This is a genomic window from Peristeroidobacter soli, from assembly GCF_004138485.1.
Classification (GTDB): domain Bacteria; phylum Pseudomonadota; class Gammaproteobacteria; order Steroidobacterales; family Steroidobacteraceae; genus Steroidobacter; species Steroidobacter soli.
The window spans coordinates 1,016,513-1,029,982 of sequence record NZ_RYEV01000005.1 but is presented as its reverse complement, the minus strand read 5'-3'; the positions used below and the strand labels follow the sequence as shown (position 1 = coordinate 1,029,982).

At 62.8% G+C, this 13,470-nt stretch carries 8 protein-coding genes; 1 reads left to right on the top strand and 7 read right to left on the bottom strand.

Annotated elements, in window-relative coordinates:
- Positions 1 to 148: 148 nt before the first annotated feature.
- Positions 149 to 1,222: an ABC transporter ATP-binding protein gene (locus EKO19_RS25745; protein ID WP_129779913.1), complete on the bottom strand. Its 1,074-nt coding sequence runs from the start codon at positions 1,220 to 1,222 to the stop codon at positions 149 to 151.
- Between the two features lie 29 nt (positions 1,223 to 1,251).
- On the opposite strand from EKO19_RS25745, the gene EKO19_RS25740 reads away from it, so the two are divergent.
- Positions 1,252 to 2,607: a GH1 family beta-glucosidase gene (locus EKO19_RS25740; protein ID WP_129779911.1), complete on the top strand. Its 1,356-nt coding sequence runs from the start codon at positions 1,252 to 1,254 to the stop codon at positions 2,605 to 2,607.
- Between the two features lie 5 nt (positions 2,608 to 2,612).
- Here EKO19_RS25740 and EKO19_RS25735 read toward each other — a convergent pair whose 3' ends face one another.
- The 6 genes from EKO19_RS25735 to EKO19_RS25710 form a co-directional block, all read right to left on the bottom strand.
- Positions 2,613 to 5,780 (bottom strand): discoidin domain-containing protein, encoded by a 3,168-nt coding sequence (locus tag EKO19_RS25735; RefSeq protein WP_129779909.1) that lies wholly within the window; start codon positions 5,778 to 5,780, stop codon positions 2,613 to 2,615.
- Positions 5,777 to 6,598 (bottom strand): carbohydrate ABC transporter permease, encoded by an 822-nt coding sequence (locus EKO19_RS25730; RefSeq protein WP_129779907.1) that lies wholly within the window; start codon positions 6,596 to 6,598, stop codon positions 5,777 to 5,779. The genes EKO19_RS25735 and EKO19_RS25730 overlap by 4 nt, the downstream gene beginning before the upstream one ends.
- Entirely contained in the window at positions 6,595 to 7,473 is an 879-nt protein-coding gene (locus EKO19_RS25725; RefSeq protein ID WP_129779905.1) for a carbohydrate ABC transporter permease, read from the bottom strand. The genes EKO19_RS25730 and EKO19_RS25725 overlap by 4 nt, the downstream gene beginning before the upstream one ends.
- Positions 7,474 to 7,623: 150 nt before the next feature.
- The gene (locus tag EKO19_RS25720) at positions 7,624 to 8,931 is read right to left on the bottom strand and encodes a sugar ABC transporter substrate-binding protein (RefSeq protein ID WP_217705584.1); all 1,308 of its coding nucleotides are present in this window, start codon (positions 8,929 to 8,931) and stop codon (positions 7,624 to 7,626) included.
- 10 nt (positions 8,932 to 8,941) lie between these two features.
- The gene (locus tag EKO19_RS25715; RefSeq protein ID WP_217705583.1) at positions 8,942 to 10,387 is read right to left on the bottom strand and encodes a glucoamylase family protein; all 1,446 of its coding nucleotides are present in this window, start codon (positions 10,385 to 10,387) and stop codon (positions 8,942 to 8,944) included.
- 95 nt (positions 10,388 to 10,482) lie between these two features.
- Entirely contained in the window at positions 10,483 to 13,380 is a 2,898-nt protein-coding gene (locus EKO19_RS25710; RefSeq protein ID WP_129779901.1) for a TonB-dependent receptor, read from the bottom strand.
- Positions 13,381 to 13,470 lie beyond the last annotated feature (90 nt).

The window sequence follows — 13,470 nt, the reverse complement described above, 5'->3', positions numbered from 1 at the left end:
ACGTGGATCCGACATGGATGTCGGTCCCCGTAGCAGCCACAGGGATGTGCAGCAACGGCGCCCGCGTCAGCGGGAGCGAAGCGCAGCGCCGGCGTGTGTCGCGGTGCCGGGAGGACACTTCCCCCGCCAGACGCCGCTAACCACCGGCTCAAAGACGAACGCCGCTCTCCGCATCGAAAAAATGCAACCGCTCCGGTGCGACCTGAAGCGTGATCGTCGAGCCGAGCGGCGGCAGATGATATGGCGAGGATCTCACGATGATCCGCCACGTGCCGGCGCTGGCGTGAATGAACGATTCATTGCCCACCGTCTCGATCAGATCGACCAGTACGGACAACCTGATATTCCCTGGCGGGCTCGCGCCATCGACTCGTTGCAGATCTTCCGGCCGGATGCCGACCACGATCGACCGCCCCGTGGGCAAGCCGGGAGGCACGGAAAGCTCCGCCCCCTCGCCTCTCAGCACCGTCCCGCCCGCGTCCAACGACCCGCGGAAGAAATTCATCGCCGGATTCCCCAGGAAGCCCGCCACGAACAGATTCACCGGCCGCTCATAGATATTCATCGGCGTATCGATCTGCTGCACGATGCCCCGATCGAGCACCACGATGCGCTGGCCCAAGGTCATCGCCTCGACCTGATCGTGGGTCACATAGACCATCGTCGTTTTCAGCGAACGATGCAGCCGGGCAATCTCCGTCCGCATCGCCGAGCGCAGCTTCGCATCGAGGTTCGACAGCGGCTCATCCAGCAGGAACACTTTGGGATGCCGGACCAACGCCCGCCCCAACGCCACGCGCTGACGCTGACCGCCGGACAATTGCTTGGGCAGTCGATCCAGCATCGATTCCAATTCGAGCCGATCCGCCGCCGCCTTCACCCGCTCCGCAACCTCCGCATCCGAATGACCGCGCAGCTTCAAGCCGAACCCGAGGTTCTCCCGCACCGTCATGTGCGGATAGAGGGCATAGCTCTGGAACACCATCGCGATGTCCCGATCGCGCGGCTCCAGATAAGTCACATCGCGCTCGCCGATATGGATGGTGCCGCTGGTCGCCTCCTCGAGCCCCGCAATCAGACGCAACAGCGTGCTCTTGCCGCAGCCGGAGGGCCCGACCAGCACCAGCAACTCGCCATCGGCGATGTCGAAGGTGGCGCTGTCGACACCGACATGACCGTTGCTGTAAACCTTACGTACGGCTCTTAGTTTTACTGCTGCCACGCCCGCCCGCGCTCCTCTACACTCCCGCCATGACCAAGCCCAGCATTTATTTCCCCAAGGATTTCCTGTGGGGCTGCGCCACTTCCGCGTATCAAATCGAAGGCTCGCCGCTCGCCGACGGCGCGGGGCCGAGTGTATGGCACCGCTTCTCGCACACACCCGGTCGCGTGCAGGACGGCGATACCGGCGATGTTACCTGCGATCATTATCGGCGGTGGGAAAGCGACGTCGATCTGATGCAGTCGCTGGGCTTGAACTCGTACCGTTTCAGCATTGCCTGGGGCCGCGTGCTGCCCGAGGGCACCGGGCGCGTCAACGCCGCCGGCCTCGATTTCTACGAGCGCCTGGTCGACCGTCTCCTGTCGCGCGGCATTCAGCCCATGGTGACCTTGTTTCACTGGGACCTGCCGGCCGCATTGGACGATCGCGGCGGCTGGTTGAATCGCGACATCGCGCACTGGTTCGCCGAGTACGCCGACGTGGTGTTTCGCCGCCTCGACGATCGCGTCAACTACTGGACGACCCTGAACGAGCCCTGGGTGGTGGCCGATGGCGGCTACATGCATGGCGTGCTCGCGCCGGGTCATCGCAATATTTTTGAAGCACCACGGGCCGCGCATCATCTCATGATGGCGCATGGCGCGGCGGTGCAGGCGTACCGTGCGGTCGGACGCAACAACATCGGCCTGGTCGTGAACATCGAGCCCAAGTATCCCGCGTCTCAATCCGACGCGGACCTGGCGGCGACGCGCCGTGCCGAGGCGTACATGAACCGGCAGTATCTCGACCCGGCCCTGCTCGGCGCCTATCCCGAAGAGCTGCACGAAGTGTTCGGCGATGCGTGCCCCAAGTGGCCGGATGCCGATCTCAAACTGATCAAACAGCCGCTCGACTACATCGGCGTCAACTACTACACCCGTGCCGTCGTTCGCTCCGATCCCACCGCGTGGCCGCTCAAGTCCACCACGGTGAAACAGAAGCAGCACACGCACATGGAGACCGGCTGGGAAGTGTATCCCCAGGGCCTCATCGACACGCTGCTCTGGATCCGGGACAAGTACGGCAATCCGCCCGTATACATCACCGAGAACGGCGCGTGTTTCTTCGACCCGCCGCAAGTCGAAGGCCCGGTGCTCGAAGATCCGCTGCGCGTCGACTATCTGCGCAAGCACATCACCGCCGTCCACACCGCCATCCAGCACGGCGCGGACATTCGTGGTTACTTCGCGTGGTCCCTGTTCGACAACTTCGAATGGGCGTTCGGCTTCTCCAAGCGCTTCGGTCTGGTGCACATGAACTACGAGACGCTGAAACGAACGCTCAAGACGAGCGCGCACTTCTACTCGAAAGTGATCGCCACCAACGGCGCGGCGCTGGCGGAGTAGCGGCCTCATCGTGGGAAGACGATGGTGAACGGCAGCTCGCTGATACGCAGGTCCGTGCCGAGCCAGCGCGCAAAGCCCTTCTTGATCGAATGACTCTTGGGCGGTGCCTCGCCCGGCCAGGAGACCGCGACGCCGCCCACCGGCATCTGCTTCAACGGCTCGATGTGCAGCGTGGTCTCATCGTCGTCGATCTTCAGCGAGTAACTGAGCAGGCCGAACGGGGTGCGCAGGTTGCGCACCTCGAAGCCTTCCTTCTTGGTCCAGGCTTCGGGCACGCCGGCCATCAGCACCAGCGTCTCATCGGCCGGACGCTCATACGCAAACATATCGAGCAGTGAGCGTCCATAGTCGGAGGCGACCCAGCCATGCGGCATGTCGCCGATGAACCGGCTCTTGCGCGGCTCGCGGCCGATGACTTCCGCCCACTGATTCCATTCCTTCGGGCGGCGATCGTTCATGAAGAACTCGATCAGCTCCCCGCCGCGCTCACGCCAGCGCAGACGAATGAACGCGCCGAGATTGCGCCACTCATAGGGCGTGTATGCATCCCAGCCGGTGTCGGTGCGACGTTCGACGAACTGCTTCCAGTAGCGCTCGAAGGTCGCCTGCAATTCGGTCGGCGGCAGCATCTGCGTCTCGCCCACCGGGGCGAGCGCAATCGTGGTCGACGTCGCATCGAAATCGCCGAGCTCGGCCGAGCCCGGCAGATAGTCGATCTTGTGCTGGCGCATGGCGACGTGCAGCGAGCGATACAGATCCGAGCGGAACTGATCGCGCGACTCGATGAACGAGACCATCTGTTTCTTTTCCTTGAGCGCGCGGGCGATGCGGATCGACGCCTCATAGCCGCCGAGTGCCCAGAAGTTGTCCCAGTACGAATGCATGGGCTTGGCCGAGTAGCCTTCGTGACTGATCGAGGCCGGCATCACGCCGTAGAACGCCGCGCGCTCGCCTGTCTGATTCTCCGGCGTGCGCTCGGAGAGGCGCAGCTTGTCCATGTATTCCACTGCTTTGACGACGGCCGGCCACATGGAGCGCAGCAGCTCTTCATCGCCGGTGTAGCGGTAGATCTCATCGATCAGGAACAGGAACTCGCCGCCACTGTCGTTCTCCGGCACGGGGTCGGCGCCGCGACGATCCACGCAACACGGCACCTTGCCGTTCGCGAACTGATAGGGCGCGTACCACGCCAGGAATTCCTTCGCGGCGTCCTCGTGCCCCATGCGCAGGAGCATTTCCGAGGTCATCGCGCCGTCACGAATCCACGAGCGCTCATACGAGCGGGAACCAGGCTGAATCGCCGGGCCGTCTCGATTGATGAGTACGTGAGCCAGCGCCGTTCGGAGCGTGTCGTACAGCTCCTGATTGGCCTTCGGCAGAATCAGCTCGACTCGATTGAGCTTCTCGCGCCACTGCTGCTCGACCTCTGCCTTCGACTGGGTCGACTGCGAGCTGGTCGCGAGCTTCGTCTGCCGCTCGCCGATACTGCCTTCGCCTCGCGGATCGCCGACGTGCTGTGGCAGATCCAGAATGATGTCCCGGCTCTCACCGGCCGCAAGATCCAGCGTGTACAGCAACGCACCGGACGCGAAGCCTGCCTCGTCGATGATCTTCGTCGGACCGGCCGGCGCCGCGAGCCAGTCGCATGGTGTGTCCGCCCCGAGCGTCACCGCACGGAACGATTGCGGAGCCGTTCGCGGGAACACAGATGCAATCTTGTCGACACTGACCGCGCCATTCTCAAACGCCAGCTCTCGAATCGGACTGACGCCACCGGCCGTGTTCAGGAACTGCGCCGGTGGATTCACCTGAAACGGCCGCACCGTGAGCGCGAGCGTGTACTGACGCCGGCTCTTGGTGGGATTGCGAACCGTGTAGACGGCTTCGGTGCGCCCTTTGCCCGGCGTGCCGACGCTATAGGCCGTCGTCGACAACAGGACGTCGGAATGCTTCCAGTCCACGCTCGGGATGGGCAGATAATCCTCCGCCAGCGAGTGCTTGATCGAGACGTCCGCCCAGGTGATCCACTTGTCGCGCACCCGGACGAAGGGCTCGATGGAGAAACTGCCTTTGCGTACTTCGAGTGCGCCATCCTCGGAGAGCATGCTCTCCTCGGTGTCGCCATCGACGCCGATGATCGTCCAATACGTTTGCTCGTTGTAGTACGCACGCGGATAACAACCGCGTCGCGAGTCCTTCGCCAGCGACTCGATGAATGCATTCGGCGAGGCGCCGAATTGCAGATCACGAACGTGCAGTTCCGAGATGCCGACCGCGCGCCCGGGCTTCGGCATGGTCAGTCGAATGTATCGTGCCTCCGACTCGGGCAGCAGATGCGAGTCGCGGCCGCCGTTGCCGGCTTCGATGGTCCGAACCTTGTTCCAGGTCTTGCCGTCGAGCGAGAACTCGATGCTGTAACGCTGCGCGTACAGCTGCGGCGCCCAGTCGATCTCCAGCCCCCCGAATTCCTGCACGGCCTGCAGATCGAGCACCAGCGTCTGATCGTTGCCGCTCGCGTCACTCTGCCAGGCCGTTCTCGCCTGACCATCGAGAACGCGCGCGGCAACGTTGTCGCCCTCTTGTGAGGACGCAGTCACCGTGGGTTTGGCGACTTGAGACGGCTTCTGGATGGGCTTGAGCGCCAGTCGATCGAACCACAGATTGCCCTGGCCGCCATCCTTACCGGCCGCGACCACGAATTCGATGCCGGCAAAGGATTTGAGGGTGCGATCGCTGCTCGGCCCCCAGGCGAACTCGATCTGGCGACGTTTGATCCGGATCTGTTGCCAATCGCCGGACACCTCGAAATTCGGGCGCCGGAACCACCAGACGTTGTCGCCCGAGGCATCGACGAATTTCACCTCGAAGTGATTGCGACCCGCCTCGCCGCGCATCCAGAACGAGATCTCGTAGTCCTCCGGCAGCTCCACCGGCAACTTGCGAGTCGCCACGGCGTAGCCGGCGGTGTTGTTGAGGTTGTACTCCAACACCAGCGCATTGCCCTCGACACCCTTCGCGTTGTGCACGGAGGCGTCGACGCCGTCGGACGCCAGCGACTGCCACTCGGCCGCGTTCTCCATCTCATCGAGATAGCGCATTTGCAATTGAGGAACCTCCTCCGCCGCGAACGCGAGCATCGGCAACAACAGCAATGCCCAGCGCAGAAACCTCATCCCTTCACACTCCCCGCCAGAATGCCGGCGATGTAGTACCGCTGCAGCGCGAGGAACAGGGCCAGCACCGGCAACACCGTGATCACCGCACCCGCCATCATCAATTCGTTGTCCTGCACGTGCTCTCGTGACAACCCCGCGAGCGCCACGGGCAGCGTGTGCAGCTTCTGGTCCGTCAGCACGATCAGCGGCCACATGAAGTCATTCCAGGTCGCGAGGAACGTGAGAATCGCCAGCGTCACCAGGATGGGTTGCAGCAGCGGCACGACCAGCGACCAGAAAATCTTCCCTTCGCTCGCGCCATCGATGCGCGCCGCCTCGAGCAGCTCATCCGGCAGCGACAACGCGTACTGGCGAATCAGGAAGATGCCGAACACACTCGCGAGCGACGGCACGATCACCCCGCCATAGGTGCTGATCAGCCCCATCTGCTTCACCAGCGCAAACAATGGAATCATCGTGACCTGGGCCGGAATCACCAGCGCGCCGAGCAACGTCTGGAAGATGCGCTCGCGCCCCTTGAACCTGAGCTTGGCGAACGCGTAGCCCGCCATCGTGTTGAGCACCAGCGCGATCACCGTCGCGAGGCTCGCGACGATGGCACTGTTCAACATGTAACGGCCGGCATTGTGATTGGCGAACAGCTGCCGATAGTTATCCAGCGTGGGCGCCGCCGGCAGCAACGGCGGCGGATACGTGCTCGCCGCCCCTGTCGGCATGAACGACACCGACAGCATCCACAACAGCGGAAACGCCGTCAGCACGGCGCCCACGATGAGCAGCGTATTGACGATGATCGCCGGTCCTTTGCGCCTCATCGATCCCCCCGCTGCCGTCCGAGCCGCAACTGGAACGCCGTCACCAGGAACATCAGCACGAACAACAGGAACGCCACCGCCGAGGCGCGGCCGAGGCTCCACCACTTGAAGCCCTCTTCGTACATGAAATACAGCACGCTGAGCGTACTCTGCAGCGGCCCGCCCTCGGTCATCACATAAGGTTCGGCGAACAGCTGGAAGTAACCCGTCATGGTCAGGATGCTGACCAGCAACAGCACCGGCGCGATGCCTGGAATCGTGATGTGCCGGAACACCTGCCAGCCCGACGCGCCGTCGATGCGCGCGGCCTCGTAGAGATCCTCGGGAATGTTCTGGAGCGCCGCCAGCAGGATGATCATGTTGTAACCGAAGTTCTTCCACACCGCGAGAATGACGATCGCGGGCATGGCCCAGTGCGGATCGCCCATCCAGTCGATGGGACTGATGCCGAGGCCGCTCAGGCCATAGTTCAGAAAGCCGTAGCGCGTGTGAAAAATGTAGCGCCACACGACGGCCACCGCCACCAGTGTGGTCACGACCGGTGCGAAATAGACCGTGCGAAAGAAGCCGCGGAACCGTGCCAGCTTGGAATTCACCAGCAACGCCGCGCCCAGCGACGTGCCGATCGACAGCGGCACGCCGAGCACGACGAAGTACAACGTGTTCCACAGCGACTTCCAGAACAACGGGTCCTGCAGCAACGTCACATAGTTGTGGAAGCCGATGAACCGCAGATTGCGCCAGTCACTGAGCGCGTACAGATCGAAATCGGTCAGGCTCATGAACAGCGCGCCGATCACCGGCACGAAAAAGAACACGCCCAGCACGATCAGTGCCGGCCCGACGAACCACCACGCCGCCATGGAGCGCTTCATCGAGCCACCGCCACACAAAACGCTGGTGGATTTGCGTGCCGCACGACCAGCCACGTGACGCCGGCTGAGTGATTCATGTTGCCCCCGGCAGCGGGTGGAGCGCAAACGCCCAACGTCGTATCGCAAGCCCTGCAAGGTCAAGCGCGCGGCTCATGTCGCCCCCGGCAACGTATTGCGCTCGAGCATCCAGCGCCGTTTGGCCAGGATCTCATCCGTCTTGCGGTCGAGCGCCACGACCGCCTCATCGACGGTCTGCACCCGCTGCACGACCCGCTCGCCCGTCAGTCGCATCTCCTGAGCGATGCGCTCCCACTCCGGCACTTTCGGCGGCGAGCGCACTCGATCCAGTTGTTCCAGAAATGCCTTCGCATACGGAGACTCCAGCAGCGCCGGCAGTTGCCATGCGCTGCGTCGCGACGGCATGTCGCCGGTGAGCTCGTAGAAGCGCTGCTGTGTGCCGGGTTGCGACAAATACTCCGCGAGCAACCACGCCTCGGGTTTCACTTTCGACGACTTGAACACGACGAGGCTGGAGCCACCGGCGCTGGACAGCCCCGGCCCGTCCGGCCCGGGCATGGTCGCCGTCATCCATTCGTTCTGCACGGCCGGCGGCAGGCGTCGCTTGAACTCGGCGATGTTCCACGGCCCCGAGATATAGAACGAAAAGAAGCCGCGCCCGAACTCGTCCCAGACGTTCGAGATCTGGGTATTGGTCATGCGGGGCGCCCAACCGTGCTCGAACAGGCTGTTGTAGAACGTGAGCGCCTTGCGAAAATCCTGGCCGCGAAAATTGCCGTAGCGCCCGCCATCGCGCAGCAGTTCAGCCGGCAGCTGCAGCGCCAGCACCAGCAACGGCTCGAATTCATTCAACGGCAGCAGCACCGAGTACCGATCGGGCCCGACCATTTGCTTGATCGCGGCCAGCATGTCGCTCCACTGCTGCCAGCTCTGCGGAGGCGCATCGAAGCCGGCCTGCTTCAGCAAGTCACGGCGGTAATAGAGCAATCGCGTGTCGACATACCAGGGAATGCCAAACAACGTCTCATCGACCCGGTTGGAGGCGAGGATGCCATCGAAGTAATCGTCGAGCTTCACTTCGCTGGAGCCGGCGACGTAGCTGTCCAGCGGCTCGAGCGCGTCGAGCGCCGCGAACTCCGGAATCCAGGTGTTACCGAGCTGACACAGATCCGGCAACGTGTCGCCCGCGTACGCGGTCAGCAACTTCTCGTGCGCGACCGTGAACGGCATCTTCTGCACGTTCACGCTGATGTCGGGATGCTCCTGCTCGAACCCGCGAATGAGCTCGGCCGCGATGTCGCCCTCGCGGCCGGCGCCCCAGAACGTGATCTCTTTCCGGTTCGTCGAACGGCCACAGCCCGCAAGCGCGAGCGCCGCGCCCGAGAGCGTGGCGATCGCCTCGCGACGATTCATCCCGGCGACGAACGGCGTCGATGCCATGACGGCTTTTTTATGAGCTGGGTGGTGACGGCGCGGGTACATCGAGCCAGCCGCCCGTGAAGCCTGCCCGCTGCAGACCCCGGCGGATGTGCGGATTGGTGCGCATGATGCTCCAGATCAGACCGCTGCGATAGTTCTCGATCATGGCCACGATGGGACCCTGGTCGATGCCCAGATAATCGTCGGCGATCCAGCCGATGCCCTCGATGATCCGGCCATGGCGCAACGGCACGTCGCTGAACGTGAAGCTCGGGTTCACCGAATCCAGGAACCCGTACTTCTGATAGAGATGTTCGCCGAAGCGCGCCCGGAACGCACGAATCGCCGGGATCGCGATCTCCGGTGCAAAGGCAATCGAGGCCACCGACGCGGTCGGCGCGATCGTGCCGTCGTCGAGGATGTGAATCGACGCCGTGCTGCGAGCCGCGTAGGTGAAGAAGCCGCGCTCCTCGTTGTTATAGATCTGCACCGTATCTGCCGGGCCGTCGCAGGCGGTCAGGCCCCAGATTTCGCTGTCGTAACCGCGCCAGCGCATCGGGTTGGTTCGCGCATACTCGCGCTGAGCGTAGGACGCCCGACGGCTGTTCTCGAAATAGTCGTAGCCTTTCTCGCGATTCCACTCATCCATGATGCCGCGGAAGTCGATCCAGACATGCGAATACTGATGCCCGAACTGCGGGCCGAATGACAGGAACTCCTGCCCGTTGAACTTGCCGTACGTGTCTTTGTACGTGCGCATCCATTCGGTCCACGCTTCAGGCTCGATGGCATGCGTCGGCGAGCCCAGCGCGAGGATGTACATCAACATGCCTTCGTTGTAACCGCGCCAGTCGAAACGTAGAAAGCCACTTTCCGGTCGCCAGCCGTGCGACAGGATCGGCGGCCGGTTCTGTGCCCACTGCCAGTCGACGCGCGAGTAAATCTTCTCCGCCAGCTCACGAATCTCACGCTCGGAGCTGGTGTCCCGATCGAAGTAGCTTTGTGACAGCAACACCCCACCGAGCAGCAGCGCGGTGTCGACGGTCGACAGCTCCGAGGTACCGAAGCGCTGACCGTTGTGCATGTGAACGAAGTGATAGTAGAAGCCCTTGTAGCCGCCCATGCCGGTTTCATCCGGGCCTTGCGGCATCGACTCCAGGAATCGCAACGTGCGCAACGTCCGCAAACGCGCCTGCGAGCGCGACACGAAGCCCCGCTCCGATCCGACCACATAGGCCGTGAGCGCAAAGCCCACGGCCGCCGTGCTCGCGAACGACGGCGACGGAAAGCGATCCGGAGCGAGACCGTTTTGCTTGTTGGTCGTGTCCCAGAAGAAGCGGAAGGTGCGGCGCTGCAGATTGTTGATGACCGGATCGCCATCGCGCTCCGGATCGAATACGCGCGAGCGCTCCACCACCACTCCCGGCACCTTGGGCTTGGTCGGCTTCTGTTCGGCGGCGCCCGCTGCGCCTACCAACAATGCCGCCGCAAGGAGCCAAACGAGCCTGGGCCAGGAGAAGGAGTCATGCAACCTCATCGTGTACGAATGCCATGGTATTCCTGGTGGACGACTCAGAAACTATACGTCATCCCGACCTGAAAGCGGCGACCGGGCTCAATCAGCTCCGTGGGTTTGCCGAAGGCCTCGTTGACCCCGCCGCCGAAGGGGATGTTACCGTTGTACGAGCGCGGATCGTAGTTCTCGTAGTCGAACACGTTGAAGACCTCGCCCACCAGGCTGAATGCCTGCGAGCCGCCGAATTCGAAGCTCTTTTCCAGGCGGAAATCCAGGCTGCGATAGCCCCACGCATCCACGCCCGGAATCAGGAACGAGTGCTTCGCCGGCCGGGCCGTGTAGTAGCGATACTGGATCTCGCCGGGGCCCGTGCCCTGCGATTGATCGACGATCGTGTAACCGGTGCCCGAGCCCAGCGTCAGCGTCGAGGACAACTTCATGTCCCACGGCAGCGCCATGATGCCGGTCATCACGATGCGATGACGCTCATCGCCGCTGGTGGGATGCCGGGGATAATCGGAGACCTTCGGGTAGTCGAGGCTGAACAGATCGCCGCCCGTTTCCTCCGCCTCGCTGTAGGTGTACGCCAGCGTCATGCCCCACCGGGACGCTTCGCTGTAGGCCTTCTCCAAGGTCACGTACACGCCGTTGTACCAGGTCTGCTTGGCATCGCTGGACACCAGGATGTTACCGAACCCCCCGCTGACCGGCGCGCAGCAGCCTTCATCGGGCAGCGGACCGTTCAAGCCATCGGGATTGCGATTGCCGAAGATGTACGTGAAGCCGTGACGGCTGCGATTGCGCGCGAACGTGAGTGAGGTGAGCCAGTCGTCGCCGAGGCGCTGCCGAATGCCGAGGCTCGCCTGAACGGTTTCGGGAATGCGTGTCTTGCTGTCGATCAGGAAGATCTCCGGATTCGGCGCGACGCCCGAGGCGATCAGCTGATTCAGGCCATCGACACTGAGATAAGCATCGTTCCACACGATGGTGGGCTGACCGTTGCGCGGCAGCCCGTCCTGCGAGAACTGGAACTTGCGCACGCCCCACTGCAGACGGAAGCGCTCATCGAGAATCTCGTTGTACAGCACGCGATCGAAGTAACGGCCCACGCCGCCGAAGAGCACCGTGCGATTGTCGTCGAACATGTCGAACGAGAAGCCCAGACGCGGCTGGAACAGGTCGGTCGGGCTGTCGCGATCGTTACCATCGGTGAAGTAACGATCCGGCACGTACTGAGAGGCGGCCGCACGGATCCCGGCTGGCGTCACATAGTCCTTGCCGAGCAGATCGGTGTCGTAATCCCAACGCACGCCCAGATTCAACGTGAGCTTGGGCGTGACCGACCAGTCGTCCTGAACATAGAGCCCGTACTGCGTGGTCTTGCCCGACAGGTCCGGATCGCCGGTGCCGTATTCCGCTTCGGCCGGGAACGCGTAATTGCCGATCTCGGGACGGTAACGAAAGATTGGATTGGAGACCTGGTACTTCTCGACCTCGTAGTCGACCTTGCTGATGCGCAGGCCGGTCTTGACCGAATGCCCGCCCAGCCAGTCGAACTCCGTGAAGGTCACATCGTCCTTGAACGTCCACACTTCCTGACCGATGTTCTGCTTGGTCGAGCCGCCACCGATGCGAATGATGCCGACGTATTCGCGCCCGATCAGATCGTAGTTGACCGGCGTCGGATGCCACTCGTACTTCATGTACAGCAGCGTCGCTTCGTTGGTGAAGCTTTCCGCATCGTACGTGTGGCCGAACTTGAGGGTGCGCACCGTGTTCTTGATGTCGTTGGCGGCCTCGTAGCTGTTCTGGCCGCTGAAATCCTTGATGTCCGACTCCTCACGCAGGCTGAAGGACAGATCCATCGTCTGGTTGTAGGAGGGCTGGAAGTCGAGCTTGCCGAAGAACAGATCCTCGCGGAACGGCTGCACGAACGAGCCTTCATACTGACCGAAGATCGGCTGCGCCGCCGGATTGCCCAGCGTCACCCGCTCGGCCCGATCCTGATCGTTGCCCTCGTAGGCGACGAAGAAATGCAATTTGTCCCTGATGATGGGACCGCCGAACGACAGGCCGTACTGCTTGCGCTCGTACTGGGCCTTCGGCTCGCCGGGGCGCGCGAAGTCATCGTCCGCGACCAGGCTCTTGTCCTGGTAGTAAATGAACGTGTCGCCATGAAACTCGTTGGTGCCCGACTTCGTCTTGGCCGTGATGATGGCGCTCGACGCCTGCTCGTACTCGGCCTTGAAGTTCTGCGTGATCACGCGGAACTCCTGCACGGCGTTCTGCGGAAACGGATTGCCGCGACTGGAATCCTGACCGACCACGCCGCCGTTGATCACCTGGTTCTTGTAACTGACACCATCGATGTACACGTTCACGGCATTGGCGGTGAGCGCGCCGGCCTGGAATGTTTTCTCGGTGTCGCGATCGTTGATGCGCACGCCGGGGGCGAGCGCGGCGAAGTTCAGGAAGTTGCGATTGCCTTGAGGCAGCGATTCGATCTGCTCGACGCTGATGTTGGTCGACACCTCCGAGGTGCGCATGTCGACGAGCCGCTCGGCGGTCACGACCACTTCGTCACTGACCGTCGTCGCCGCTTCGGTCATCGCATTCAAGTCCAGATCGATCACTTGACCGATCGACACACGCACGGCGCGCGCCGTGGGCTGGTAGCCCTCGCCCTGAATCCTGAGTTGATACGTCCCCGGCACCAGACCGATCAACGCATAGGAGCCATTCTCCTGCGTCGTCGACTGTTTGGTGAAGCCCGTCTCCGCGTTGGTCGCAATTACTTGCACGCCCGCGGGCACGGGGTTGCCATTTGCCAACACATGGCCGCGTACCACGGCGCTGGTGACTTGAGCTTCGACGACGGTCGGCGCGATCGCCGAGCCCACCGCGACCACGGTCAAGCCCAGGGCCTGGAGAATCCCCCATCGCAACGTGTTCATTGTGTCTCGTCCTTTCGTCAGCAATCTTCTGCAAACGAATCTGAGACAAAAGAGTTCCGACGTGTTGTCGGAGTGCAACGGCGGGCACGA

Coding starts and splice junctions, on each gene's coding strand:
- EKO19_RS25730 (WP_129779907.1), bottom strand. CDS start 6,598: ATGAGGCGCAAAGGACCGGCGATCATCGTCAATACGCTGCTCATCGTG.
- EKO19_RS25740 (WP_129779911.1), top strand. CDS start 1,252: ATGACCAAGCCCAGCATTTATTTCCCCAAGGATTTCCTGTGGGGCTGC.
- EKO19_RS25720 (WP_217705584.1), bottom strand. CDS start 8,931: ATGGCATCGACGCCGTTCGTCGCCGGGATGAATCGTCGCGAGGCGATC.
- EKO19_RS25735 (WP_129779909.1), bottom strand. CDS start 5,780: ATGAGGTTTCTGCGCTGGGCATTGCTGTTGTTGCCGATGCTCGCGTTC.
- EKO19_RS25710 (WP_129779901.1), bottom strand. CDS start 13,380: ATGAACACGTTGCGATGGGGGATTCTCCAGGCCCTGGGCTTGACCGTG.
- EKO19_RS25725 (WP_129779905.1), bottom strand. CDS start 7,473: ATGAAGCGCTCCATGGCGGCGTGGTGGTTCGTCGGGCCGGCACTGATC.